Origin of the sequence: Rhodococcus sp. 05-2255-3B1 (assembly GCF_002258545.1) — a bacterium.
GTDB lineage: Bacteria > Actinomycetota > Actinomycetes > Mycobacteriales > Mycobacteriaceae > Rhodococcoides.
In genome coordinates, this window is sequence record NZ_NOZC01000036.1 from 715666 (window position 1) to 741098 (window position 25433).

Here is a 25433-nt window from a genome sequence, read left to right on the forward strand (position 1 = left end):
GATCAGTCCGAGGATTCGGGTTCTGCGTCGGTCGGAGCCACGGCATCGGGGCCCTCGGTCAGAAGCAGGGTGAATCCCTCTTCGTCGAGCACCGGCACGCCGAGCTCGATCGCCTTGTCGTGCTTGGACCCCGGAGCGTCGCCGACCACAACGAACGCCGTCTTCTTCGATACCGAACCTGCAGCCTTGCCACCGCGCAGCAGAATCGCTTCCTTGGCCTCGTCACGCGAGTACGACGTGAGCGACCCGGTGACCACGATCGACAGTCCCTCGAGATTGCGCTCGATGGACGCGTCCCGCTCGTCTTCCATGCGCACGCCCGCGGCCTGCCACTTGTCGACGATGGCGCGGTGCCAGTCGACCTCGAACCACTCGGAGACTGCGGCTGCGATGGTGCCGCCCACCCCGTCGACCGCCGAGAGTTCCTCGACCGACGCTGCCCGGATTCGGTCGAGGCTGCCGAACTCCCCTGCCAATGCGCGCGCTGCCGAGGGACCGACGTGCCGGATGGACAGACTGACCAGCACCCGCCACAGCGGCTGGTTCCGTGCGGTGGCCAGGTTGTCGAGCAACTTTCGACCGGTGGCGGACAACGCCCCGGACTTAGTGCGGAAGATCGCCGTCTTCATCAGATCGTCCTCGGTGAGCGAGAACAGGTCACCTTCGTCCTCGATGGCCCCGGTGGCCAACAGGTCGGATGCGGCCTCGTAGCCGAGTCCCTCGATGTCGAATCGCTGCCGCTCGGCCACGAAGAACACCCGCTCGCGACGTTGCGCCGGGCAGAACTGCGAGTTGGGGCAGCGCAGGTCGGCGTCACCCTCCTTCGCCGGGGCCAGAGGCGTCGAGCACTCCGGGCACTCGGTGGGCATGACGAACTCGGTCTCGGCACCGGTCCTGGCGTCGACGACGGGGCCGAGAACCTCCGGAATGACCTCTCCCGCTTTGCGAATGGTCACCGTGTCGCCGATCAGAACGCCTTTGCGCTTGACCTCCGACCCGTTGTGCAGCGTCGCCAGCGACACCGTCGAGCCGGCCACGAGCACCGGCGTCATGTAGGCGAACGGCGTCACTCTGCCCGTGCGGCCGACGCTGACCCGGATGTCGAGCAGCGTCGTGGTGACCTCCTCGGGTGGGTACTTGTACGCGATCGCCCACCGCGGCGCGCGAGACGTCGTCCCCAGTCGACGATGCAGCGACATGTCGTCGATCTTGACGACCAGGCCGTCGATCTCGTGTTCGACGTCGTGTCGGTGCTGGTCCCAGTAGACGACCTTCTCGATGACGGCGTCGACGCCCTGCACTCGGGTCGTGTGGGTGGAAATGGGCAGACCCCAGGCGCGGAGAGCCTCGTAGGCGTGCCATTGCGACTCGGGCGTGAAACCCACCATGCGACCGAAGCCGTGGCAGATCATTCCCAGACGCCGCTTGGAGGTGACCGCCGGATTCTTCTGTCGCAGCGACCCTGCCGCCGAATTTCGTGGATTCGCGAACGGGGGCTTGCCCTCCGCCACCAGTGCGGCGTTGAGCGCCTGGAAGTCCTCCAGCCGGAAGAAGACCTCGCCGCGCACTTCCAACAGCTCCGGGACGGGGTACTGCTCGCTCCCGGTCAGGGTGTCCGGGATGTCGTCGATCGTGCGCGCGTTGAGCGTCACGTCCTCCCCGGTACGTCCGTCACCTCGGGTGGCGCCGCGCACGAGCGTGCCGTTCTCGTACACCAGATTCAATGCGACGCCGTCGATCTTGACCTCGCACAGATACTCCAGATCCGGCCCTGCTTCGGTCTCGACCCGTTTGGCCCAGGCTCGTAGCTCGTCGTGATCGAACACGTTGTCCAAGCTCAACATTCGTTCCAGGTGGTCCACGGCGGTGAATTCCGTGGCGAAGCCGCCCCCGACGAGTTGGGTCGGTGAATCCGCCGTGCGCAGATCCGGATGCGCCTCTTCCAGCTCGTTCAGCTCGCGCAGCAGGGCATCGAACTCGCCGTCGGACACGATCGGCGAATCTCGGACGTAGTAGCGAAACTGGTGCCCGCGAACTTCCTCGGCCAGCGTCTGCCATCGCTCGCGATCGGCAGAGGACGCAGCATCGAGTTCAACACCGACCGTCCCTGCGCTGTCGTCGGTTCCTGCGGGTGATTCGGTCGGCTCGGGCACGTATCGAAGATTATCCGACCCCACCGACAGTGCCCCATCGGCCGACACCGTGCGGCTAGCGACCCATGAGTCCCAGCAGCAATGTCGCGGCGACGATCGCCACCGCGCAGATTCCGGCGGTCAGAGCGAAGCCGGTCACGAAAGAGTCCGCGTAGATGCCGCCGAGCACGGACGCCATCACCGACAACAGCACTCCGGCGGGTAGTCCACGTCGCTGGGCATCCGATAGCCGATACATCGCACGATCATCGCAGAGGTCGCACCCGAGCACACCGGCGCATCGACGCATCGACGCACGTCGGTTCGAGGCCTCAGATCTCTTCGACGACCAAACTGTTTCCACCGGACTGTTTGGACCGGTACATCGCCGCATCCGCCGTACGGGCTGCTCTGCCGACGACGGACGTACCGACGTCCCACAGAGCCGAGTCCTCGCGCAGCAACGCCATTCCCACGCTGACGGTGACGGGGATGTCGTCGCGGCGGTCCCAGAGGACCCGAACGATGTCGAAGCCGAGATCGACCATCCCCCGCGCATCACCGACCATGGCGACGAGGAACTCTTCGCCACCGGTTCGAGCGAGCACTCCCCCCTGATGCCGGACCACGCGGCGCAGCCGATCTGCGACCCGCACGATCACTTCGTCGCCGCGGCTGTGCCCGAATCGGTCGTTGACGGCCTTGAACTTGTCGATGTCGACAACCAGGAAAGCCATGGACATGCCGCGCTTACCGGCTTCGTGCCACAAGTCCAGCAGTTCACTGTCGATGCCGCGCCGGTTGTACACCCCGGTCAGGGGATCGAGAACCGACCGCTTGGCGTCGTTGGACAGCGTCGTCCAGGCCACCTGAGCGAACACCGGTACTCCCACCGTCGCCAGGAGCAGAACCACCGTCGCCGTCACCACCGCGGGCCCGTCGATGTAGTCCACCTCGTCGCTCGTCACCGACAGGAAGGTGCGGATACCGAAACCGACGATGAACGTTGCGGTCCACACCAGATGCGCCACCAGCAGTCGCGGACTGAGGAAGTAGGTGCAGAACGCTCCTGTGACGGCGAACAACACCGTTCCGATCAGGGACGCGACAGGCGCGTACAGAATCAACACCGAGGTCGTGAGAATGTCCCCGAAGGCCAGGAACGCGACGAAGAACTTCTTTCCCGGGATCGGGCCGAGCACGCACCGGGCGGCGACGAACACCTGAGTGACCAGAACGAAGAGGACCCAGCCGATGGCCGTCGGTCCCTGCGGCCCGAGATCGCTGAACAGCATCAAGATCGAGGTGACGGCGTACATCAGCGTGGCGGTGCCGAACACCACGCGGATGATCCCGGTCAGCGGACGGGTCGATCTGTGATTGATGATCCACTCGAAATCGTGCGGCGCTCGGTACCAGTCGGAGGTGGCCGCGGCCAGTTTCGCCACGAGTCCTCGACGGTGCCTGCCGGAACGCCGGAGGGAGGCGACCTCGTCGAAGTCGCGACCACCTGATGCCATTTCCGAACTCCCGCGTGTTCAACAGACCCCCGACGGCCATGTGAATAGTGTCACACCTGTTCGGCGTCCTAACAGCAGTGGGTTCGATCGGCCCGAAGTCGACAGCGTTTCACTCCGAGCGGCTGTGTGATCTCACAACGAATCGGGGGAATCCGCGAACGCGGCAGCCACGTCGCGGGCGAGTCCTGTTGCGCGACGGGCCCACTCCGGTGTACTTCCGGACAATCCACATGCAGGCGTCACGGAGATATGGGAGGCGAGAATCGATCTGTCGAATCCGAGTCGGTCGATCAACGTGACGCCCGGCTCGGCCAGTTCGCGCCAATGCGGTGGCCGCTCCGGCGTTTCGGACGGAATCAACCCGAGCATCAGTGTCTTGCCGGATTGCAGCAGCTCGCCGACTCCGTCGAAATCGCTGCGGCGCAGCGCAGTCGCGTCGACGGCGACTGCGACCGCGCGCGAACGGCGAAGCAGATCGAACGGAACGTCGCCGGCACAACAGTGGACGGCAACGGGACGATCGATCGTCTCGATCAACGAATCGAGCAGGTCGAGAACATCCGGTTCCGGGACTGCCCGCACAGAATCGAGCCCGGTGATGCCCGTCAGGCTGCCGGCCAGAACGGCTGCGAGACTGGGTTCGTCGAGCTGAACGAGGACGTCGACTCCGAGCCGACGCGTCACTTCCGCGCAGTGCAGGCGCAGTCCCTCGCCGAGGGATTCGGCGAAATGCCGCAGCGCACCGCGATCGGTCAGGGCCCGATGCCCGTGCCGAAGTTCGACCTGCGCCGCCATCGTGAACGGACCGGCCGCCTGGACCTTGATGGTGCGGCCGCTGCCGCGAAGCCCCGACACCTCCCACAGTTCCTCGAGCACGTCGAGGTCCTCGGCCAGGAAATCGGTCGCCCGCCGGCCGGCGAGCATCGGGCGTGGCACGACGCGATAACCGGAGGTGCGCACGTCGAGCTCGACGTCGACCATGATGGCTCCGGTGCGTCCGATCATGTCCGCACCGAGGCCGCGAGCCGGAAGTTCGACGACGTGTGGGAGCTCGGTGAACTCCCCGACGACGACCGCAGCGGCCTCACGGATGTCGGTGCCCGGCCACGAACCGATGCCGGTCGCCAGTCCAGCGAAGACGCCCGGGGTCACTCGCGCTCGGATCGAGTACCCGAGATGGTCGAGCTGCCGATGACGATGTCGCCGTGAATGTCCTTGCGGTACAGCACCGCAGCCTGGCCCTTGGCCACACCGGTCAGTGGAGCCCGCAGTTGGATCTCCATGCCGTCACCCGCTGCCTCGGCGACCGCCTCGGTCAGTCCGCCGTGCGCACGGACCTGGACGACGCACTCGATGGGGCCGGTCGGGGCGGTACCTTCGGTCCATACCGCGCGATCTCCACTGATCGCCCAGACGTCGAGCTTCTGTGCCGAGCCGACCATGACGGTGCCACTGTCGGGTTCGATCGACGTCACGTAGCGGGGACGGCCGTCCGCGGCCGGGCCTTCCACGCCGAGGCCCTTGCGTTGCCCGATGGTGAACCCGTGCACGCCTTCGTGATCGGCCAGTTCGGCTCCGGTCTCGGAGTCGACGACCTTGCCCGGGCGTACGCCGATCCGCGCGCCGAGGAATGCGCGAGTGTCGCCCGACGGGATGAAGCAGATGTCGTGACTGTCCGGCTTGTCGGCGACGGCCAACCCACGCTCGGCAGCCTCCTCGCGAATCTCGGACTTCGGAGTGTCCCCGATGGGGAACATCGCACGCGAGAGCTGGGCCCGGTTCAGCACGGCCAACACGTACGACTGATCCTTGTCCGCGTCCACGGCACGTCGCAGCACTCCGTCGTGCAGTTGCGCGTAGTGCCCGGTCGCGACGGCATCGAAGCCCAGTGCGAGAGCGCGGTCGGCCAGAGCGGAGAACTTGATCTTCTCGTTGCAGCGCAGGCACGGATTCGGGGTCTCACCTGCGGCATAGGACGCGACGAAATCGTCGATGACGTCCTCTTTGAAGCGATCCGCGAAATCCCATACGTAGAAAGGGATTCCGAGTACGTCGGCAGCTCGACGAGCGTCACCGGCGTCTTCCTTGGAGCAGCAACCACGTGAACCGGTGCGCAGAGCGCCGGGAGCGGTCGACAGAGCCAGGTGCACACCGACGACGTCGTGGCCCTCGTCCACGGCACGGGCCGCGGCAACGGCCGAGTCGACTCCCCCGCTCATAGCAGCCAGAACACGCATCAGCGATTTCCTCCTCGAGCTCCGACGCCGGCCAATCCGGCGGCACGAGCGCGTTCGACGACCTGCGGCAGAGCCGCAAGCACAGTGGTGACGTCCGATTCGGACGAGCCGGTTCCCAACGAGAACCGCAGTGATCCGCGGGCGACGGCCGGATCGCACCCGAGCGCGATCAGAACATGACTGGCGCTGGCCACGCCGGCAGTGCACGCCGAGCCCGTCGAGCATTCTATGCCTGCCGCATCGAGCAACATCAACAGCGAATCACCCTCGCATCCGGGAAAGGTGAAGTGCACGTTCCCGACCAGCCGATCGTCGCCTTCCGGCCCGTTGAGGACGGCGTCGGGAACGGCGTCTCTGATCCCGACGATCAACCGGTCGCGCAGTGCTCTCAGTTCGGCGCGGTGCCGCGACGAGTTCTCGACGGTCGTACGCAGCGCAGCCGCCATGGCCACGACGCCCGCAGTGTCCGGAGTGCCCGATCGAACGTCTCGCTCGTGCCCCCCGCCGTGGAAGAGCGGAACGCACGGGACCTGGCGGCCGAGCAGAAGTGCACCGACCCCCTGCGGTCCACCGAACTTGTGTGCCGCGATGCTGAGCGCGGACAGACCGCTCTCGGCGAAGCCGACGGGCAGATGCGGCACCGCCTGGACCGCGTCACTGTGCATCGGAACTCCGTATTCGGCGGCCACGGCCGCGAGCTCGGCGACCGGCATGACGGTTCCGATCTCGTTGTTGGCCCACATCACGGTCACGAGCGCAGTCTCGTCGGCATGCAGGGCCAGCTCGGCGCGCAGCGCGTCCGGAGTGACTCGCCCCTCTGTGTCGACCGGGAGCCAGGTGACGCTCGCACCTTCGTGTGCGACGAGCCACTCCACCGCGTCGAGCACCGCGTGATGCTCCACCGAACTGGCGATGATCCTGGTCAGTGCGGGGTCCGAATCGCGCCGGGCCGCGAAGATGCCCTTGACGGCGAGGTTGTCGCTCTCGGTACCACCGGAGGTGAAGATCACCTCGGACGGGCGCGCGCCGAGGTCCGCAGCGATCGACTCGCGCGATTCCTCCACTCGGCGCCGAGCGGACCGCCCGGAGGTGTGCAGCGAGGACGCGTTGCCCACCGTGGCGAACACAGCGGTCATCGCCTCGATCGCGCTCGGCAGCATCGGGGTCGTCGCTGCGTGATCGAGGTACACCGGTGGCCGCGGCGGGACGGAAGCAGTCGTACTGCGCACTGAAGGCATAACAGGCTAAACGATACCCGCTGCCGTGACCGCGGACCTACCTGCGCGAGGCGGGTCCGCGGTCACGGTGATCGATGCTCGTTCAGGCCGCCGCAACCGTCGGCGGCATCGGCCTGCGTTCGGACTCGGCCATCACCTCGTGCACGGTGGGGTCGAAGACGTCCTTCCCGTATCGTTCCGCAAGCTCCACTCCGTCGCGTCGAATCGCCACCTCGCATCGTCGAGCGAGGTCGCGTCGATCGCCACCGGGTGCCTCCGGGGCGGTGAACTCCACCTCGGCACGCAGGCCTCGCAATCGGAAGATCCGGCCGATGGATGCGCCGATCGTCTCGTCCCCCACGAAGCACGTAGCGGTGGTCTGTTCGCCGGTCCGGTCGAGGTAGCGCAGTCGAATCGGCTGTACCCAGGTCTCCGAATCGATCGCGGCCTGGAGCAGCGCAGGCCGAAGCGAGCCGTACGCGCGACCACACCAGGTGGTGGCTTCGGGGAAGACGACGACCGATCCGCCTGCGCGGACGCGATCGGCCACCTGATCGACGACGCCGGGGAGCTGATGCAGTCGAGCTCGATCGATCGGAAGTACCTTCATGGCCCGCGCGAGGCGGCCGAGCACCGGCCAGTCGATGAGGTCGGCACGCGCGACGAAGGTCGACGGCTGTACTGCAGTGAGTACCACGACGTCGGTCCAGGAGATGTGACCGGCGACGTGCAGTGCGCCTGCAGCGGTTCGGGAGCGTTCCCGCTCCGAGCGGGCGTCGAGCACGGTCAGGTCGATTCCGATGGCGAACAGCAGGGTCCGAGCGCCGATTCGCGTCAGCGAACGGCGAACCCGCGGGAACGGGACCCCGAGGACGACCAGCACCGGCAGTAACCCGAACGCGGCCAGCGCCAGTACGACCCGCAGCACGAGGACGATTCGTCCCACCGTCGGTGGGTTCTTCGGCAGACAGCCGTCACTGCACGGCGACGACGGCATCCACGCGTGCGCGTGCTCGATCGGTCGAGTCACCGGACACCCGACTCGAACGTCGTTGCTGCCGAGCGCAAGCGGTCGAGATAGCGAGTGTTGGCCTCGTGCAGGCCGAGCACCGCGACGAAGTCCGCGACACCGAATTCGGGATCGTGGGCGGGCTCACCACAGATGGAGGCACCGAGTCGAAGGTAGCCGTTCATCAACGGCGGCATCGACGTTCGCGTCGCGGGTTCGATGTCGATCAGGTCCACCCCGTCGACGACGACCGGAGAGTACGGCCTGACCCGACGGTCGAGCGGCGTGGCGTGCTTGCTCAACAGGCGGTCTCGAACACTGCGAACGTTGGCCCCGATGGGGTCCCCCGGTGCCGACTGCATGGGCACCGACACGCAGCCCATCACCCACTCGTATCCCGTCACATCGAGGTAGTGCAGGATTCCTGCCCACATGAGCCCAAGGACGGATCCGGACCGATGATCGGGATGAACTGCAGCCCTTCCCATTTCGACGATATTCATGCCGACGGGATCGAGTGCGGATATATCGAATTCGGTTGCCGTGTAATACCCACCGGCAGAGACGGCGGCCTGCGGCGGCAACATGCGGTAGCAGCCGACGAACGTGTCGGTCCACTGGTCACGAACGAGCAGGTGATCACAGAATTCGTCGAACCGATCGGCGTCGAGGCCGTCGGTATCGGTGGGAACGGAAAATCCCGGCTCGGAAGCGAACACCTCGTAGCGCAGACGCTGCGCGGCGAGTCGGTGCTCCGGGTCGGTGGACAACACGAGCGAGTAGCGGTCGGTGGCCGGGACGATCGATGCAGTCGAGCTCATGACGGAAGTGGTCATGAGGTGTGTCTAACGAGCGGGGAAGGCCACCGGGCATCGTCGGGGAAACGTGTCGGAAGAGTTTGCGTGAACAAGGTTGCGCCGATCGACACGACAGGCCCTCACCGCGCGGGCGGTGAGGGCCTGTCGGGGAACAGCGCTCGGAGCTATCCCTTGTGCTTCTTGACTGCCTCGGTCAGCTGCGGTGCGACGTTGAAGAGGTCACCGACGATGCCGTAGTCGGCGATCTCGAAGATGGGCGCTTCCTCGTCCTTGTTGACAGCGACGATCGTCTTCGAGGTCTGCATGCCTGCACGGTGCTGGATGGCTCCGGAGATACCCAGTGCGACGTACAGCTGCGGGGAGACGGTCTTACCCGTCTGACCCACCTGGAACTGGCCCGGGTAGTAGCCGGAGTCGACAGCGGCGCGCGAAGCACCGACTGCGGCACCGAGCGAGTCGGCCAGCTCCTCGACGACGGAGAACTTGTCGGCACTGCCGACACCGCGTCCACCGGACACGACGACCGACGCCTCGGTGAGCTCCGGACGGTCGCCGCCGACGATCGGGTCACGCGAGGTGACCTTGACGGCCCCTTCTTCCTGCGCCGGGACCTCGACGGTTTCGCGGGTGCCCGCTCCGGCCTTCGGCTCGGCCTCGACTGCACCGGGGCGCAGCGAGATGACCGGAACGTCGCCGTTGGCCTTGGCCTCGACGGTGAACGCGCCACCGAAGATGGAGTAGACGGCACTGCCGTCGCCGTTCAGTGCGACGACGTCGTTGTGGTAGCCCGAGCCGAGGCGTGCTGCGAGTCGACCCGCAACTTCCTTGCCCTCGATCGTGGCTGCGGTGATGATCGCCGCAGGCGAGACCGACTCCGCGAGAGCCGACAGCACGTCGACCTTCGGGGTGACCAGGAATCCGTCGACCGCGTCGGATTCGGCGGCGTAGATCTTCTCGGCACCGGCTTCGGTCAGCGCGTCGGCGACCTTGTCGGTGGTGCCGACCGGGCCGGTGACGACCGCGGACGGCTCACCCAGCGCACGAGCGGCGGTGATCAGCTCGGTGCTGACCTTCTTCAGTGTTCCCTCGACGTGCTCCACGAGCACGAGTACTTCTGCCATGACTTGCTCCTCGTTTGTCTTCGATTGCTCGGTGGGGCGGGATCAGATGATCTTCTGGCCGACGAGGTAGGTGGCGATCTTGTCGCCGCCGTCGCCCTCGTCGGTGAGCCGCTCGCCTGCAGTCTTGGGAGGCTTGGGGGTGGACGACGTGACGGTCGTTCCCGCGTTGTCGACGCCGACGATGCCGTCCTCGACACCGATGTCGGCCAGCGTGATGGTCTGCACCGTCTTCTTCTTGGCGGCCATGATGCCCTTGAACGACGGGAAGCGCGGTTCGTTGATCTTCTCGGTGACGCTCACGATGGCGGGCAACGCGGCTTCGAGGCCGAAGATGCCTTCGTCGGTCTCCCGCTCGCCGGTGACCTTGCCGTCCGCGACGGTGAGCTTGCGCAGCTGCGTCAGGGCCGGGATCTGCAGGTATTCGGCGATGATCGCCGGAACGGCACCGGTGCGGCCGTCGGTGGCCTCGTTGCCTGCGATGATGAGATCGGCCGGCTCGTCGTTCTCGAATGCGACGTTGCCGAGCGCTGCGGCCAGCGCGTACCCGGTCTGGATCGCGTCGGAGCCGTGCAGGGTCGGGTCGTTGAGGTGCACTGCGCTGTCTGCACCCATCGACAGGGCCTTGCGGATGGCATCGGTGGCGCGATCGGGGCCTGCGGACAGAACCTTGACCTCACCGCCCTGGGCTTCCTTGATGAGCAGTGCCTCTTCGACGGCCCGCTCGTTGATCTCGTCGAGGACGGCGTCGGCAGCCTCGCGATCGAGGGTGTAGTCACCGTCGGTGAGCTTGCGCTCGGACCACGTGTCTGGAACCTGCTTGATCAAAACAACGATGTTCGTCATGGGTCTGCGTCGACCTCCTGGTCATGTTCTGCTGATCGTGAGTGTTCTAACGGTTCGTGCAGTTCTACGGTCTGGGACGAGGTTACCTCACCGTAGTTACCCGTGGGTAACATACCTCCCTGCCTGTCCGACCATACATCTGTACCCCGACTGTTATGGAGACCACGTTGGCTTACCTCCCCCGCGTCTCCACTAACCTTTCGTCGGTGAACGATTCATCGGCTCAGGCACCGGCACCGGCACCACTGCCCCTCACCGGGGAGCGCACCGTGCCCGGCATCGCCGAGGAGAACTACTGGTTCCGCCGCCACGAGGTGGTCTACCGCGCACTCGTCGAGCACTGCCGCGACCGAACGGTTCTGGAAGCGGGATCGGGAGAAGGCTACGGAGCCAACATGATTGCCGATGTCGCGACGACAGTCCTCGGTCTCGACTACGACAGGTCGGCCGCCGCGCACGTGCACGCTCGCTACCCGAGGGTGACGATGCTGCGCGGCAACCTCGACCGCCTCCCGGTCGCCGATTCCTCGATCGACGTCGTCGTCAATTTCCAGGTGATCGAGCACCTCTGGGATCAGGGTGCGTTCCTCGCCGAGGTGCACCGGGTGCTCGCGCCCGGCGGCATTCTGTTGATCAGCACGCCCAACCGCATCACGTTCTCGCCCGGACGCGACACCCCGCTCAACCCGTTCCACACCCGCGAACTCGACGCGGCCGAACTCACCGAGCTTCTCGTGGACGCTCGACTCGAGGTCGACGAACTCACCGGAGTCCGGCACGGACGCACGCTGGCCGCACTCGACGCCAAGCACGGCGGTTCGTTCATCGACGCACAGATCGAACGGGCCCTGGCCGGTGAGCCCTGGCCGGCCGAACTCACCGAGGACGTCGCGGCCATCTCGATCGAGGACTTCGACATCGCCGCCGACCGCATCGACGACAGCCTCGATCTGGTTGCCGTCGCCCGCAAGAGTTCGAGCGCGGTGATCGGGTGACATCCGGTGCCACCGTGCCGGGCATGTTCTCCCTCGTGCTGCACTCCCACCTGCCGTGGCTGGCCAATCACGGGCGCTGGCCCGTCGGCGAGGAATGGCTGTACCAGTCCTGGGCGGACTGCTATCTACCGATCACCGAGGCGCTCGAGCGGCTGGCCGAGGACGGCCACGGCAACGTGCTCTCGCTGGGGGTCACCCCGGTACTGGCCGCTCAACTCGACGATCCACACTGCCTGTCCGGAATGCACCACTGGCTCGGGAACTGGCAGCTCAGAGCCCACGAGGCGACAGACCGAGACCTGTCCGTTCGGGAACACCGAGGTTCTGCCGCCGCGCTCGATCGATTCGAGACCCGGTGGCGGCACGGCGGGTCCGCGGTCCTTCGACCGCTGATCGACACCGGAACCGTCGAACTGCTGGGTGGACCCTTGGCGCACCCGTTCCAGCCGCTGCTCGATCCCCGACTCCGCGCCTTCTCGCTCCGAGAAGGACTGCTCGACGCCCACACCCGTTGGGGCACAACGCCCCGAGGGATCTGGGCACCCGAATGCGGATTCACCCCGGGCATGGAAACCGAGTACGCCGCGGCCGGGGTCTCGCACTTCATGGTCGACGGTCCGGCGATGCGCGGAGACACCTCCCTCGGCAGGCCGGTGTGGGACTCCGACGTCGTCGCGTTCGGACGCGATCTCCCGGTCAGCTACCGCGTCTGGTCACCGAAGTCCGGCTATCCCGGCCACGGTTCCTATCGAGATTTCCACACCTACGATCACGCCACCGGTCTCAAACCGGCCCGGGTCACCGGCCGCTCGGTCGCGTCGAACGACAAGGCTCCCTACGACCCCGAACGGGCCGCGGCGACGGTGGACCGTCACGTCGCCGACTTCGTCGATGTGGTGCGCAGGCGGTTGATCTCCGAATCCGATCGCATCGGTCGCGACGCCCTGGTAGTCGCAGCATTCGACACCGAGCTGTTCGGGCACTGGTGGCACGAGGGCCCACAGTGGCTCGGCAAGCTCATGCGCGCGCTTCCCGCCGCAGGCATCACCGTCGGCACGCTGAACGACGCCCGCGAGCAGGGTTACGTCGGGGCACCGCTCGAACTGCAGGATTCGTCGTGGGGATCGGGCAAGGACTGGCGCGTGTGGGCGGGCGACGACGTAGCCGATCTGGTCGCGCTCAATTCCGAGGTGTCCCGGGCCGCTCTCGACGCCGTCGATACCGCCCGAGACGCTCGGCGTCGCGCCGGTGGACCCGAACTACGCAATCGCGTCAACGATCAGATACTGCGTGAGACACTGATGGCCGTGGCCAGCGACTGGGCATTCATGGTCAGCAAGGATTCCGCCGCAGGCTACGCGCGGGAGCGGGCGCACGTCCATGCACATGCGCTGCGCGAGATCGCGGCCGCGGCCGCGGCCGCAGCTGGATCACCCGTCCGTGCAGACGAGTTGGCTCGGCAATGGAACCGCGCGGACGGACTGTTTCCTGCGTTGGATGCGCGCCGGCTGCCCGGTGCACACGGTGGCCGCGAGCGAGAAGGTGCAGGGGGGCGTCGATGAAAATCCTGATGGTGTCGTGGGAGTACCCACCCGTTGTGGTCGGCGGACTCGGTCGGCACGTGCACCACCTGGCAACCGAGTTGGTTCGATGCGGGCACGAGGTCGTGGTTCTGTCGCGTCGCCCCACCGGAACCGACGCCGCCACCCACCCGACGTCTCACCACATCGAGGACGGGGTGCTCGTCGTCGCCGTCGCCGAGGACCCGGCCCACTTCGTCTTCGGGGAGGACATGCTCGCATGGACCCTCGCGATGGGGCACGCGATGGTGCGTGCGGGCGTCGCGCTGGGAAAGCCCGGTCTGGGTGACGGTTGGCAGCCCGACGTCGTTCATGCCCACGACTGGCTCGTCGCACACCCGGCGATCGCACTCGCCGAGTTCTACGACGTACCGCTCGTCTCGACCATCCACGCCACCGAGGCCGGACGCCACAGCGGGTGGATATCCGGGCGCGTCAACCGCCAGGTGCACTCCGTCGAGTGGTGGCTCGCCAACGATTCCGATGCGGTGATCGCCTGCTCGACATCGATGAAGGACGAGGTCACCACCCTGTTCGGAGTATCGGAGTCGTCGGTGAAGGTGATTCGCAACGGAATCGACCGCTCCACCTGGAACTTTCGGCGACGAGAGCCTCGATCCGAGCCGGCCAAGTTGCTCTACGTCGGCCGCCTCGAGTACGAGAAGGGCATCCAGGATGCCATCGCAGCTCTGCCCCGCATCCGACGGAGCCACCCGGGTACCACCCTGCACATCGCCGGCGAAGGAACACAGTTCGCCTGGTTGGCCGGGCTGGCGCGCACGCACCGGGTTGCCCGCGCTGTGTCGTTTCTGGGCAATCTCGACCACACCGAACTCCTCGGCTGGCTGCACGGAGCCGACGCCATCGTCCTTCCCAGTCGGTACGAACCTTTCGGCATCATCGCGCTAGAGGCCGCGGCCGCGGGCACCCCGCTGGTCGCGTCCACGGCAGGCGGTCTGGGTGAAGCGATCGTCGACGGCGTGACCGGCCTGTCCTTCGAGCCCGGCGACGTCGGCGGGCTGGCCGCTGCAGTGCGGCGCGTTCTCGACAATGCGGACGCCGCACAGGAGAGGGCCGTGGCCGCCCGCGAACGCCTCACCGTCGACTTCGACTGGAAGCACGTCGCCGAGACGACCGCCCAGGTCTATCTGGAAGCCAAACGCAAAGTTCGGCATCCGTTGGCCCGACCGCACATCGTCGAGCGCGCTCTGCCCGGCCGTACCTGAGACCAGCAGAGTCAGTTCTCTCGTGCCGCCTCGGCCTGTCCGAGCGCCTTCTTGCGAGCGATATCCTCCAGCGCGGCAATGTATTTCGCGCGTTCGGCGGCACCGGCTTCCCAGGCGACCTTGCGATTGCGGACGACCTTGGCCGGGGCACCGACCGCGATGCTGTAATCCGGGATCTCACCCTTGACCACGGCATGGGCTCCGAGCACGCAGCCCCGACCGATCCGGGTCTCGCGCAGAATCGTCACCTTGGCCGCGATCCACGTGTCCGGCCCGATTCTCACCGGCCCCTTGACGATTCCCTGATCCTTGATCGGCATGTTCACATCGTCCATCCGATGATCGAAATCGCAGATGTAGCACCAGTCGGCCACCAGCGTCGACGCGCCGATCTCGATGTCGAGGTAGGTGTTGACGACGTTGTCCTTGCCGAAGACCACCTTGTCGCCGATCCGCAGCGAACCCTCGTGGCAGCGAATGGCATTGCCGTCGCCGATGTGTACCCAGCGCCCGATCTCGAGGCGCGAGAGCTCGGGAGTGGAGTGGATCTCGACGTTCTTGCCGAGAAACACCATGCCCTTGAGGATCACGTGCGGATTGGCCAGCTTGAACTTCGCGAGGCGGTAGTAGCGCACCAGGTACCACGGCGTGTACGCCTTGTTGGCGAGCACCCAGTCGAGGGACGCACGCGTGAGGAACCGCGCCTGGTCGGTGTCGCGTCGTCTCGACCCGCGCCAGCGTGTCCGCAGCGGCGCGTTCCACATACTCGTCATGGTGGTTCACCCTAGTTTCTCGTTCGCCCGCTCTCTGCCGCCACCCTCGCGCGGGCTAGGGTTGTCTGTCGACCGTTGCTCGTCGGCGGAACGAACACAGACGCCCCGGCACCGTGTCGGGCACGGACTCGAGTCATGGGGAGCGATCGATGCGCGGCGTCAGGGCCAACGGTAGGACCGGCAGAAAGGTCACCGCTTTCGCAGCAGCGCTGGCGCTGGTGACCGTGAGCGGCTGTGGTACCGACACCTCGGCGATAGAGCCGCTCTCTCCCGATTCGTGGCCTGCAGCGCACGCGAATTCCCATAACAGCGCCACCACCGGGGTGTCGGTGTCGACCCCACTGTCCCTGGACTGGACGCGCCCCACCGGCGGCACGGTGACCTCCCCGGTGTCCATCGGATCGACCGGTCAGATGTTCGTCACTGCCGCCACCGAATCCGGTTGCAACCTCTTCTCGTTCGAGATCGACTCCGCCCGTAAGCGCTGGTGCAATCGCGTCGGACCGTCCGTCGTCACTGCAACGCCGACGGTCGATTCGGCGATCAACGTCTACATCGGCGACGACGGCGGCATGAACTCGTACAACGACCACGGCCAACTACGTTGGCGCACACCGGTGTACGGAGTGCCCAAGTCCGCGCAGTTCCTCGGGGACGGCAGCGTGCTCTCGATCACCCAGATGGGGCAGGTCAGCGTTCTGGATTCGCAGAACGGGCAACTTCGAGTACCGATTCTCGATCTCGTTCCGACACCGAACTTCCTGACCGACCCGAATTCGGATTTTCTGCCGGTCGATACCGGACTCGACCGGTGCAGCTCGGGCGGATCCGAGTGCCCGGTACCCGCCGCACCCGCCGTCGACGCCGCGACCGGGTCGATCTACCTGACCCTGTGGCGTCCGGGTTCGATTGCACCGCAACTCGTTTCACTGCAGTACGAACGCGATGGCACGCCAGGGCTCGTCGAGCGTTGGTCCTCGGACCTGCTGCCCGCCGGGGTCGCGTCCAGTCCGGTGCTGTCTGAGGACGGATCGACGGTCTACCTGGCCGATGTCGACGGCAGGCTGACCGCGTTCGACACCGCCGACGGGCGACAGAAGTGGACCGAGGGTACCGGCCTCGGCATCGGTGCCGCTCCGTCGATCGCCTCGGACGGCACGATCGTGCCGTCGGGCGGCGACGGCACTCTCGTCGGCTTGCGCGACAACGGAGATTCGGCCGAGCGAGTCTGGGTTCGCGACGACGTCGAACAGGCAGGCACGGCAGCTCAATCCGCCGACGGACGCGGCCACACCGTCGTGCGTGAGGACGACGGACTGGCGCTGCTCACATTCGACGCGGCCACCGGTGAGACGGTGGATGTGCAGCCCGTTCCCGACGTCGTCGGCACCACCGTCGGAACGTCGATCGGCCCGGACGGCCAGGTCGTCACAGCGAGCTACCTCGGCGAGATCTTCACCTACACGGGCTGACCGACAGCCCCTGGCGCGCAGACGAACGCCACCGCGGACCGATCGACTCGGGCGATCACCACCGACAGAGCCACGGATCCCCGAAGTTTGAGCTTGGGCCGCAGCAGCGCCGGATCCACGTCGACTCCGCGGACCAGAATTTCCACCGAGCCGCAGTCCATCCGATTCAGTTGTTGCCGAAGCACCTTCTCCGAGAACTTGGACTGCTCCAGAATCCGAAACCCGCGCACCCCGGCCGGGACCGTGTCGCCGGTCAGATACGCGATTCTCGGATCGAGTTGCCACAGACCGAATCTGGCACCGTAGTGCCGAACCAAACCGGCCCTGACCACCGCGCCGTCGGGATCGACGATGTAGCTGCCTGGGGGCCGAACCGGAATGTCGTCGGATTCCGAATCGGTGATCTCGAACACACCGCCGTCGGACCGAAGGACCGCAGCACGACGCCGAACACCGTTCTCGCTCAACCCCTCCGACCAGAGGCACGCCTCTCGCACTCCCCCGTCCAGCGAGACCACCTCCACCTCACCCGCCCAGTCGACAGAGTCGAAATCCAGGCCGGGCGCACATTTGACGACCAGGTCTCGGCCTCGATAGGCGTCGAGCAGGTCCGGTAGCGGTGGTTGCAACGCCGCCGGGTCGTGGCGTCGCCGCCCACCTGCTCGGCGGCCGGGATCGGCGACGACGACGGTGTCACGCGTCGTCGGGGTCAGCGCGTCGGCGCGCAGTACGGTGGCGTCCGGAACGTTGTGTGCGGCCATCCGAAGCCGAATCGGGTCCAGATCGCTGCCCACCGCCAACTCCGCGGTGCCGATCAGGACCGACAGTTCGCTGCCGATCGAACACGTGACATCGTGCACCCGTCGTCCGGCCAGTCGAGCGGCCCGCCTGCGTGCGACGAGCGTCGGCGTTGCCTGCTGCACCGCCTCGTCGGTGACCCACCATCGGTCGGAGTCGAGTAGTTTCACCCGCGCCTTGCGGCGGACGGTCACGGTTTCGATCAGGGCACCCGCGTGGGCGGGGAATCGCTCCCGGATCGAGGAGATGTCTCGCACCGCTGTTCTCGTACCGAATTCGAGGCCGTCCGCAGCGTCGAGTGCCTCGATGCCGACCTCGCTGTGCATGAAATCGAGGTCGGCATCGGTGAAGTCATATCCCACAGCAGGCCCCGCCGTCGACCCCTGCGGCGTGACTGCCTGTCAATCGCGAGGTGCAGGCTTGGTGCCGGTGATCATCACGTTGTAGAACAGCCCGCGCGGCACCACGTGTTGCAGCACGTTCTCGTCGACCCAGCTCAGTGTCTTCCAACCACCGAAGGCGAACTTGGCCCAGTTCCACCCCAGCTTGCCCGCTGGCACTGCGGCCTCGAAGGTCCGCACCGGCCAGCCGAGGAGAGCGGCGGCGAACTCCTCGGTGTTGGCCTGCACGGACTCCGCACCGGCCGAGAGCGCGATGTGCTCGAGATCGGTCGGATCGAACGTGTGCAGGTCGACGACGGCTTCGAGTGCCGCTGCTCGCGAGGACTCGTCGAGCTCTTCCTGTGGCTTGCGCCAGCTCGCCAGGAACGGGAGCTTGGTTGCGCGAGTGGTCGCCGCCCACGTGATGCGTCCGAGCCAGCGTGCGTAGAAATTGCCGACGGTGGTGGGTTCGCCCGCGAAGACGAAGCGACCGCCCGGCTTGAGCACCCGCAACACCTCACGCAGGGACTGTTCGACGTCCGGGATGTGGTGGAGGACGGCGTGCCCGACGACGAGATCGAAGGTGTTGTCGTCGTACGGAATCGTCTCCGCGTCGGCGACGCGGCCGTCGACGTCCAGGCCGAGGTGCTCGGCGTTGCGAAGTGCGACCTTGACCATGCCGGGCGAGAGGTCGGTGACCGAGCCCTTCTCTGCTATCCCGGCCTGCATCAGGTTGAGCAGGAAGAATCCGGTACCGCAACCCAGTTCGAGCGCGCGGCCGTACGGCACGTCGGACTGTGCGGAGGCGTCACCGGAGACGGCCTGATCGAACCTGCCGCGTGCATAGTCGATGCATCGCTCGTCGTAGGAAATCGACCACTTGTCGTCGTAGGTCTCGGCTTCCCAATCGTGATAGAGCACCTGCGCCAGTTTGGTGTCCGAGCGTGCAGCCTCGACCTGCTCGGCAGTGGCGTGCGGATTCGGGGCGGGATCGACCTGGCGGTCATCGGACTCGGCCGAGGCCAGGGACGTCGAGTTCGAGAGCGAGCGATCGACACCGTCGTGGGGGCTTGCAGTCATCAGGCGAGCCTACTATCCGGTAGCTGTGGAACAACTCTTCTCCGGCCGGGCCGGTGCTTCACCGCCCGGTGAAGGTCGCTTTTCCAGGGCCGTCGGCCACGAACGACGTCATGCCGACGGTGCGATCCTCGGTGGCGAACAGGGCCGCGAACTGCTGGGCCTCGATTCGCAGACCGGTGGTGAGATCGACGTCGAGCCCCTGGTCGATCGACGCTTTGGCCGCTGCGAGCGCTCGCGATGCACCCGTGGTGAACTGCATGGCCCAGGTGCGGGCGGCGTTGTACACCTCGTCCGGCGCCACCACCTCGTCCACCAAGCCGATGCGCAGCGCTTCCTCGGCACCGACGAAGCGGCCGGTGAAGACCATGTCCTTGGCACGGCTCGGGCCGATCAACCGGGCCAGCCGTTGGGTGCCGCCGCCGCCGGGGATGACGCCGAGTAGCACCTCGGGGACACCGAATTTCGCGTTGTCGCCCGCGATCCGACGATCTGCTCCCAGCGCGACCTCGAGCCCACCACCGAGTGCGTATCCGGTCACCGCGGCAACGACGGGCTTGGGAACGGTGCTCAGCGAGCCGAGAGCGGACTGCAGATCCTCGGCGATGGCAGCCATCTCGGCCGCGGACAACGACACCATCTCCTTGATGTCGGCACCGGCCGCGAACACCTTCTCGCCGCCGTACACGACGACGGCCTTGACCTCGGAATTCACGGTGGCCTCACGCGCCGCCGCGCGAATCTCCTCCTGCATCTGCCGGTTCAATGCGTTCATCGGTGGGCGATCCAGGCGGATGGTGCCGATACCGTCCGATACCTCGAGATTCACGAACTCAGCCATGGGCCGAAAGGCTACCGGGCCTCGTCCCGGCGATCGGACCAGGGATGTCGCGTTCCGGCGTAGTAGTCCTCGTCGCCGTCGAAGAGCACTCGTACGGTGCCGTCGTCTCGGGTCAGTACCGGCAGGACCGGGGTTACCTGGCGTTCGTGCGCAACGACCTCCGCGACCGTGTCGAACCGGGACAGCGCATCCAACTGGCTCCAGGTCGGCGGAAGCAGGATGGTGTTTCCGGAGCGCCAATCCGCCAAGGCATCACCGGTCGAGCGCCAGCTGACCGACGCCGCCTCGCTGGTTTCGCCGTCCGCATTCTGGCCCTCGGGCAGCACGGCGACGAAGAATCGGGTGTCGTACCGTCGCGCTTCACCGACCGGAGTGATCCAGTGCGACCAGGGCCGGAGCAGATCCGCTCGCAGGACGAGGTCGTGGGCGGTGAGAAATTCGGCGAACGAGATCTCGCGGCGCTCGAGCCGACCGCGCTCCGCAGCGAACGGAGCGGTATCGGCGACGATCGACTCCGGCGTCGAGCCGGCCAACAGCACCCCGCACTCCTCGAACGTCTCACGCGCTGCAGCACACACCAGGGCCTGCGCCCTGCCCTCGTCGGTCGCGAAGCGCTCGGCCCACCACGACGGCGGCGGACCTGCCCAGCGGACGTCCGCTGCCGCGTCCGTGGGGTCGACGCCGCCACCGGGAAACACCGTCATCCCTCCCGCGAACGCCATACCGCCGACGCGTTCGAGCAGGAACACCTCGATGCCCGGACGTGACAGACCGTCACGAATCAAGATGACGGTCGAGGCATCCCGCGCCTGCACGTGATCGGCAGCACCAGTCGAACTCATGAAAGGCAACGTACCGCTGCGCTGCGCAGCGCCGTCGCTCGGTCCGCGCTATCGGCGGTGCGTGCTATCGGCGGTGCGCGCCGGCAGCGCGGGTTCGCCGCGCGAAGAACCGACCGTCGACGCGATCGAGCGTGATGGACTGGCTGAACGCCTCGGTCAGGTTCTCTGCGGTGATGACGTCGTCGACCAGTCCCTGTGCCACCACCCCGCCTTCCTTGAGCAACAACGCGTGACTGAATCCCGGCGGAATCTCTTCCACGTGGTGGGTGATCAGCACGGTGGCGGGGGCGTCGGGATCGGCTGCGAGGTCGGTCAGGCGTGCCACCAGTTCCTCGCGTCCGCCGAGGTCGAGGCCCGCCGCCGGCTCGTCCAGCAAGAGCAGTTCGGGATCGGTCATCAGGGCACGGGCGATGAGAACACGCTTTCGTTCGCCTTCGGACAACGTGCCGTAGGTGCGGGTGGCGAGATGTTCGGCACCGAGGCTCTCGAGCATCTCGACTGCGCGCTCGGTGTCGACCGCGTCGTATTTCTCTCGCCAACGCCCCAGTACCGAGTAGCCCGCGGACACGACCAGATCGGACACGAGTTCGTCGGCCGGAATGCGCTGCGCCAGCGAGGAGGAGGACAAGCCGATCCGCGGTCGGAGTTCGGAGACGTCGACCTTGCCCATGACCTCTCCGAGAACGTGGGCGACACCGGACGTGGGATGGATCTCGGCGGCAGCGATACGCAGCAGGGACGTCTTTCCGGCACCGTTGGGGCCGAGCACGACCCACCGTTCGTCCAGTTCCACCTTCCAGGTGACGGGTCCCACCAGGGTCGCACCGCCCCGGCGGACGACTACGTCGGTGAAATCTACGAGCAGGTCGGGATCCGGTTCAGACACGACGCCTATCTTCTCGCACATCGACCGCGCATTCACGGCAGGATGTGCACGCGTGTCGCCCAATGACGATCTACCCCGCACTTCCCGCCGGACCTCGGACCGGGAATCCGGCGCGAACCCACCCGGATCACCGTTCCCGCTGGGTGCCACTGCACTGTCGACTGGCACTCAATTTGCAGTCCATGCGCCCGAGGCCGATGGAGTCGAGGTGTGTCTGGTCGATCCGGACGGCGGTGAACGACGGGTGGAACTGACCACCCGCACGTTCGGAGTTCGACATGCCTTCGTGCCGGGAGTTCGACCCGGTGACCGATACGGGTTCCGCGCCCACGGGAGGTGGGATCCGCACTCCGGACGACGGTTCAACGGCGCGAAGATTCTGCTCGATCCCGCAGCACGCCAGGTGTCCGGAACCTTCGGCGACCCATCGGCACTGCTCGCCTACGAGGACGATCCGTTCGGGGCACCCAGTTCTCGAGACTCGCTCGGACACCTCCCGCTCGGAGTGGTCCGCGCGGCCGCAGATCGCGTGGGCCGTCCCGCGCGCCCCGATGTGCCCTGGGACCGAACCGTCCTCTACGAGCTGCACGTGGGCTCGTTCACGGCCCGCAATCCCGCTGTGCCCGAGCATCTTCGCGGTACGTACCTCGGGCTCGCCGAGCCGGCGGTACTCGAACACCTCGCCCGCATCGGCATCACGTCGGTCGAATTGTTGCCCGTACACACCACATTCACCGAACCGGGCGTCCGCGCCCGCGGTATGCGAAACCACTGGGGGTACTCGACGGGTGCGTACTTCGCCCCGGATCCGCGCTTCGCCGCTGCTCCCGGTGCCGAGGTGGACGAGTTTCGCACCATGGTCGACGCGCTGCACGCTGCCGGGATCGAGGTGATCCTCGACGTCGTCTACAACCACACGTGCGAATCCGCGGTCGACGGCCCCTCGATCAGTTGGCGTGGGCTCGATGCGCCCGGCTACTACCTGCTGGACGGACGTGGATCGGACGTCGATCTGACCGGCTGCGGCAACACTCTCGATTCCGCTTCGCCTGCAGTGGTGCGGATGGTGTGCGACAGCCTTCGGTACTGGGTCGAGGACATGGGTGTGGACGGGTTCCGATTCGACCTGGCCAGCACCCTCGGTCGACCCGGTGGTTGGCGATTCGATTCTCGCGCACCGTTGTTGACGGCCGTTGCCACCGACCCGGTCCTGGCTCGGGTCAAATTGATCGCCGAGCCGTGGGACGCCACCGGTGCCGGCTATCAGGTCGGCAATTTCGGAGTGGCGTGGTCGGAATGGAACGATCGCTACCGCGACACGGTGCGACGCTTCTGGGCGGGCCAGCACGGCGTCCGCGAATTGGCCTCGCGCCTGGCCGGTTCGGAAGACCTCTTCGCAGGCAACGGACGCCTGCCGTGGGCGTCGATCAACTTCGTCACCGCGCACGACGGGTTCACCGCCCGAGACCTGGTGTCGTACGAGCGGAAGCACAACGAGGCCAACGGCGAAGAGAACAGGGACGGCACCGACAACAACTCGTCGGTCAACCACGGCATCGAGGGTCCGAGCGAGGACCCGTCGGTCGTCGAGGCCCGGGGACGCCATGTTCGGGCGCTACTGGCAACCCTGACGCTCTCCACCGGTACGCCGATGCTGCTCGCCGGCGACGAACTGGGACACACCCAGGGAGGCAACAACAATGCGTACTGCGTCGCCGGGAACGCTCCGGCGGCAGAGAGCTGGGCCATCGACTGGGACGGCGCGGATCAGAACATGATTCGCTTCGTGGGTCGACTGCTCCGCGTCCGAGCGAGCGCTCCGACCCTTCGTCAGCAGGAGTTCTTCACCGGCCGCGCGACACCGACCGGCCGACCCGATCTGGTCTGGTTCGATTCCGCCGGAATCGAATTCGACACGGACCGATGGAACGACGACTCGGTGCGCACCATTCAGGCCTGGGTGGACGGTTCCGACGTCCGCTCCTACGCCTCCGACGGTGGGCAGGTCGACGACGCGAGCTCGCTCCTCGTGCTCCATTCCGGTGGCCCCGCCGAGATCACTCTGGCGTGCCCGAGTTGGTCGTCGTCGCGGTTCGTTCCGGTCCTCGATTCCTCGTGCGCGGACGGGGTGCCCGCGGATACCACTGCGCTGGAACCGGGTTCGACGATATCGGTGACCGGATCGACTGTCCTGGTACTGCGCAGCGCAGGCAGGTGAGTCATGAACAGTTGCACGAGCGGACCGACTCCGAGCGCATAGAGAACCGTCCCGACGCCGAGCGTCCCGCCGAGCAACCAACCGGTGAGTACCACCGTCAGCTCGATTCCGGTGCGGGTCAGGCGAATCGACCATCCGGTCCTGGCCACCAGACCGGTCATCAGTCCGTCTCGTGGCCCCGGGCCCATCCCGGCACCGATGTACAGCGCGGTTGCGAACGCGTTGAGCACGATGCCCGACACCATGGCAACGGTCCTGATCGGGAGTCCGTCGAGATGCGGCAACACCGCGGACGTCGCGTCCACGGCAACGGCGATCACCACGACGTTGCTCACGGTACCCAGGCCCGGACGTTGCCGCAGCGGGATCCACATCAGCAGTACGGCCACTCCGGTGATCGCGGTGATGGTTCCGAAACTCAGCGACAGGTGACGTTCGAGACCCTGGTGGAAGACGTCCCACGGGTTGACGCCCAGTCCACCCGCGATCATCGACGACATCGACGCCCCGTACAGCCACAGCCCCACGTAGAGGGCAGCCAACCGAGAGGGAAGCCGGCGACCGGCGACGACACGACGTGGTGAGGTGAACATGCCTCCAGTCTCGGGGCTACTGGATATGTTCGGCATAGCCAGTTGTGCGACAGTGGACCCCAGCTCTAGAGAACGGCAATCACCGTCGTCGAACCGGGTGCCACTTCGGTGAAGCCGGCATCCCGCACTGCGACGGCGCGCCCGGCGCGAACCTCGCCCAGTGCACGCGTCCATTGGTCCGGGTTCGCGGATCGGACCGAACATGCGTAGCCGGCCGCGGCCCACTCGCGGCATTCCTCGGTGCCCATCGCACCCGCGAGCAACATCGACGCGTGCCCCACCTGAGCGGCCGCCTTGCCCACCGTCATGGACAGGGAAGCGTCGATCCACAGCACAGGGCCTGCCGAGACCGCAGGCTCGTCCTCGGCCGCCACGTCGGTCCCACCGATCTGCAGCCGCTTGATCCGCGGGTCCAGATCTCCGACCCGGCCCGGCACGAATGCGCGGGCCGACGCTCCCCCGACGTCGACCGTCACACCCGGAACGTCCTGCGCTGCGAGCCACTGTGCGCCGCGTGCCCGTCGAGCAACTTTTCGGATCCGAGCCGACGTCCATTCGGTGAAGGCCTCGTTCCACGACGCGCCGACGCCCACCCGTGGGTCCAGGCACAGCGACACGGTTGCTCGGGCAGCCGCCTCGAGCAACTCGCTACGCCGGGGCGCATCGGATTTGGGGATGTGCAGCACCAACGGCATGGCCAGCACCTGTGACGGATCGGCCGGGTCCTCGGCTCCGCCGTATCCACGAGCGAGTTCGGCGTGGCGCGAGGCGAAGGTGTTGTCCGGTGAGAATTCCTCGGCCGCCGCCTCGGTGCCGCTCACGTCGTCCGGTCCGGCACCGGTCATCGGACCGTCG

General features: G+C 66.6%; 22 protein-coding genes. 5 read left to right on the forward strand and 17 right to left on the reverse strand.

What is annotated here, in order from left to right; genetic code table 11:
• Positions 1-2 precede the first annotated feature (2 nt).
• The 10 genes from ligA to CH249_RS24210 form a co-directional block, all read right to left on the reverse strand.
• On the reverse strand, positions 3-2153 hold the full coding sequence (gene ligA, locus CH249_RS24165) for an NAD-dependent DNA ligase LigA (protein ID WP_176459312.1): 2151 nt from the start codon (positions 2151-2153) through the stop codon (positions 3-5).
• A gap of 55 nt (positions 2154-2208) precedes the next feature.
• Positions 2209-2391, reverse strand: a complete 183-nt coding sequence (locus CH249_RS24170) for a hypothetical protein (RefSeq protein WP_032398339.1) — start codon at positions 2389-2391, stop codon at positions 2209-2211.
• Between the two features lie 73 nt (positions 2392-2464).
• Positions 2465-3652 (reverse strand): diguanylate cyclase, encoded by a 1188-nt coding sequence (locus tag CH249_RS24175; RefSeq protein WP_052050278.1) that lies wholly within the window; start codon positions 3650-3652, stop codon positions 2465-2467.
• 132 nt (positions 3653-3784) lie between these two features.
• Positions 3785-4804 (reverse strand): methionine synthase, encoded by a 1020-nt coding sequence (locus tag CH249_RS24180; RefSeq protein WP_094631808.1) that lies wholly within the window; start codon positions 4802-4804, stop codon positions 3785-3787.
• Positions 4801-5889, reverse strand: a complete 1089-nt coding sequence (mnmA, locus tag CH249_RS24185; RefSeq protein ID WP_032397742.1) for a tRNA 2-thiouridine(34) synthase MnmA — start codon at positions 5887-5889, stop codon at positions 4801-4803. The genes CH249_RS24180 and mnmA overlap by 4 nt, the downstream gene beginning before the upstream one ends.
• A complete protein-coding gene (locus tag CH249_RS24190) occupies positions 5889-7127 on the reverse strand; it encodes a cysteine desulfurase family protein (protein ID WP_052050274.1) in 1239 nt (412 codons plus the stop codon). The genes mnmA and CH249_RS24190 overlap by 1 nt, the downstream gene beginning before the upstream one ends.
• 82 nt (positions 7128-7209) lie before the next feature.
• Positions 7210-8136 (reverse strand): 1-acyl-sn-glycerol-3-phosphate acyltransferase, encoded by a 927-nt coding sequence (locus tag CH249_RS24195; RefSeq protein ID WP_230596999.1) that lies wholly within the window; start codon positions 8134-8136, stop codon positions 7210-7212.
• Positions 8133-8951, reverse strand: coding sequence for a GNAT family N-acetyltransferase (locus tag CH249_RS24200; RefSeq protein WP_094682875.1), 819 nt, complete (start codon positions 8949-8951; stop codon positions 8133-8135). Before CH249_RS24200 ends, CH249_RS24195 begins: the two co-directional genes overlap by 4 nt.
• A gap of 146 nt (positions 8952-9097) precedes the next feature.
• The gene (locus CH249_RS24205) at positions 9098-10054 is read right to left on the reverse strand and encodes an electron transfer flavoprotein subunit alpha/FixB family protein (protein ID WP_032397739.1); all 957 of its coding nucleotides are present in this window, start codon (positions 10052-10054) and stop codon (positions 9098-9100) included.
• A 42-nt stretch (positions 10055-10096) separates the two neighbouring features.
• Complete coding sequence (locus CH249_RS24210) at positions 10097-10897, reverse strand: electron transfer flavoprotein subunit beta/FixA family protein (RefSeq protein WP_032397738.1); 801 nt, start codon at positions 10895-10897, stop codon at positions 10097-10099.
• A 155-nt stretch (positions 10898-11052) separates the two neighbouring features.
• On the opposite strand from CH249_RS24210, the gene CH249_RS24215 reads away from it, so the two are divergent.
• Genes CH249_RS24215 through CH249_RS24225 form a run of 3 tightly spaced genes read left to right on the forward strand, consistent with a single transcriptional unit; the run spans position 11053 to position 14698 of the window.
• Positions 11053-11892, forward strand: coding sequence for a bifunctional 2-polyprenyl-6-hydroxyphenol methylase/3-demethylubiquinol 3-O-methyltransferase UbiG (locus CH249_RS24215; RefSeq protein ID WP_052050271.1), 840 nt, complete (start codon positions 11053-11055; stop codon positions 11890-11892).
• Between the two features lie 23 nt (positions 11893-11915).
• The gene (locus CH249_RS24220; RefSeq protein WP_094682950.1) at positions 11916-13454 is read left to right on the forward strand and encodes a glycoside hydrolase family 57 protein; all 1539 of its coding nucleotides are present in this window, start codon (positions 11916-11918) and stop codon (positions 13452-13454) included.
• Complete coding sequence (locus CH249_RS24225; protein ID WP_094682876.1) at positions 13451-14698, forward strand: glycosyltransferase family 4 protein; 1248 nt, start codon at positions 13451-13453, stop codon at positions 14696-14698. Before CH249_RS24220 ends, CH249_RS24225 begins: the two co-directional genes overlap by 4 nt.
• A gap of 11 nt (positions 14699-14709) precedes the next feature.
• Here the strand turns inward: CH249_RS24225 and CH249_RS24230 are convergent, their stop codons facing one another.
• Positions 14710-15471: an acyltransferase gene (locus CH249_RS24230; RefSeq protein ID WP_032397734.1), complete on the reverse strand. Its 762-nt coding sequence runs from the start codon at positions 15469-15471 to the stop codon at positions 14710-14712.
• A 149-nt stretch (positions 15472-15620) separates the two neighbouring features.
• On the opposite strand from CH249_RS24230, the gene CH249_RS24235 reads away from it, so the two are divergent.
• Positions 15621-16943, forward strand: a complete 1323-nt coding sequence (locus CH249_RS24235) for a PQQ-binding-like beta-propeller repeat protein (RefSeq protein ID WP_094682877.1) — start codon at positions 15621-15623, stop codon at positions 16941-16943.
• On the opposite strand, the gene CH249_RS24240 is transcribed toward CH249_RS24235, so the two are convergent.
• The 5 genes from CH249_RS24240 to CH249_RS24260 all read right to left on the reverse strand — a co-directional run bounded on the left by CH249_RS24240 (position 16931) and on the right by CH249_RS24260 (position 21788).
• A complete protein-coding gene (locus CH249_RS24240; protein WP_094682878.1) occupies positions 16931-18103 on the reverse strand; it encodes an SAM-dependent methyltransferase in 1173 nt (390 codons plus the stop codon). The two genes, CH249_RS24235 and CH249_RS24240, sit on opposite strands and share 13 nt — an antisense overlap.
• 39 nt (positions 18104-18142) lie before the next feature.
• Positions 18143-19201 carry a class I SAM-dependent methyltransferase gene (locus CH249_RS24245; RefSeq protein ID WP_094682879.1) on the reverse strand — a complete coding sequence of 353 codons (1059 nt, stop codon included), beginning with the start codon at positions 19199-19201 and terminating at the stop codon, positions 18143-18145.
• A gap of 58 nt (positions 19202-19259) precedes the next feature.
• Positions 19260-20039 (reverse strand): enoyl-CoA hydratase/isomerase family protein, encoded by a 780-nt coding sequence (locus tag CH249_RS24250; protein ID WP_045195673.1) that lies wholly within the window; start codon positions 20037-20039, stop codon positions 19260-19262.
• A gap of 11 nt (positions 20040-20050) precedes the next feature.
• Positions 20051-20881 carry an NUDIX hydrolase gene (locus tag CH249_RS24255; RefSeq protein WP_094682880.1) on the reverse strand — a complete coding sequence of 277 codons (831 nt, stop codon included), beginning with the start codon at positions 20879-20881 and terminating at the stop codon, positions 20051-20053.
• A gap of 64 nt (positions 20882-20945) precedes the next feature.
• Positions 20946-21788, reverse strand: a complete 843-nt coding sequence (locus tag CH249_RS24260) for an ABC transporter ATP-binding protein (RefSeq protein WP_094648183.1) — start codon at positions 21786-21788, stop codon at positions 20946-20948.
• 31 nt (positions 21789-21819) lie between these two features.
• Between CH249_RS24260 and glgX the strand changes: the two genes are divergently transcribed.
• On the forward strand, positions 21820-23985 hold the full coding sequence (glgX, locus tag CH249_RS24265) for a glycogen debranching protein GlgX (protein WP_094682881.1): 2166 nt from the start codon (positions 21820-21822) through the stop codon (positions 23983-23985).
• Between the two features lie 658 nt (positions 23986-24643).
• Here the strand turns inward: glgX and CH249_RS24275 are convergent.
• Positions 24644-25423, reverse strand: coding sequence for a peptidyl-tRNA hydrolase (locus CH249_RS24275; RefSeq protein ID WP_094682952.1), 780 nt, complete (start codon positions 25421-25423; stop codon positions 24644-24646).
• Positions 25424-25433: the final 10 nt, after the last annotated feature.

Coding starts and splice junctions, on each gene's coding strand:
- CH249_RS24275 (WP_094682952.1), bottom strand. CDS start 25,423: ATGACCGGTGCCGGACCGGACGACGTGAGCGGCACCGAGGCGGCGGCC.
- CH249_RS24260 (WP_094648183.1), bottom strand. CDS start 21,788: ATGTGCGAGAAGATAGGCGTCGTGTCTGAACCGGATCCCGACCTGCTC.
- mnmA (WP_032397742.1), bottom strand. CDS start 5,889: ATGCGTGTTCTGGCTGCTATGAGCGGGGGAGTCGACTCGGCCGTTGCC.
- CH249_RS24230 (WP_032397734.1), bottom strand. CDS start 15,471: ATGACGAGTATGTGGAACGCGCCGCTGCGGACACGCTGGCGCGGGTCG.
- CH249_RS24215 (WP_052050271.1), top strand. CDS start 11,053: ATGGAGACCACGTTGGCTTACCTCCCCCGCGTCTCCACTAACCTTTCG.
- CH249_RS24255 (WP_094682880.1), bottom strand. CDS start 20,881: ATGAGTTCGACTGGTGCTGCCGATCACGTGCAGGCGCGGGATGCCTCG.
- CH249_RS24210 (WP_032397738.1), bottom strand. CDS start 10,897: ATGACGAACATCGTTGTTTTGATCAAGCAGGTTCCAGACACGTGGTCC.
- CH249_RS24235 (WP_094682877.1), top strand. CDS start 15,621: ATGCGCGGCGTCAGGGCCAACGGTAGGACCGGCAGAAAGGTCACCGCT.
- CH249_RS24200 (WP_094682875.1), bottom strand. CDS start 8,951: ATGACCACTTCCGTCATGAGCTCGACTGCATCGATCGTCCCGGCCACC.
- CH249_RS24225 (WP_094682876.1), top strand. CDS start 13,451: ATGAAAATCCTGATGGTGTCGTGGGAGTACCCACCCGTTGTGGTCGGC.
- CH249_RS24205 (WP_032397739.1), bottom strand. CDS start 10,054: ATGGCAGAAGTACTCGTGCTCGTGGAGCACGTCGAGGGAACACTGAAG.
- CH249_RS24170 (WP_032398339.1), bottom strand. CDS start 2,391: ATGTATCGGCTATCGGATGCCCAGCGACGTGGACTACCCGCCGGAGTG.
- CH249_RS24175 (WP_052050278.1), bottom strand. CDS start 3,652: ATGGCATCAGGTGGTCGCGACTTCGACGAGGTCGCCTCCCTCCGGCGT.
- CH249_RS24220 (WP_094682950.1), top strand. CDS start 11,916: ATGTTCTCCCTCGTGCTGCACTCCCACCTGCCGTGGCTGGCCAATCAC.
- CH249_RS24250 (WP_045195673.1), bottom strand. CDS start 20,039: ATGGCTGAGTTCGTGAATCTCGAGGTATCGGACGGTATCGGCACCATC.
- CH249_RS24190 (WP_052050274.1), bottom strand. CDS start 7,127: ATGCCTTCAGTGCGCAGTACGACTGCTTCCGTCCCGCCGCGGCCACCG.
- CH249_RS24245 (WP_094682879.1), bottom strand. CDS start 19,201: ATGACTGCAAGCCCCCACGACGGTGTCGATCGCTCGCTCTCGAACTCG.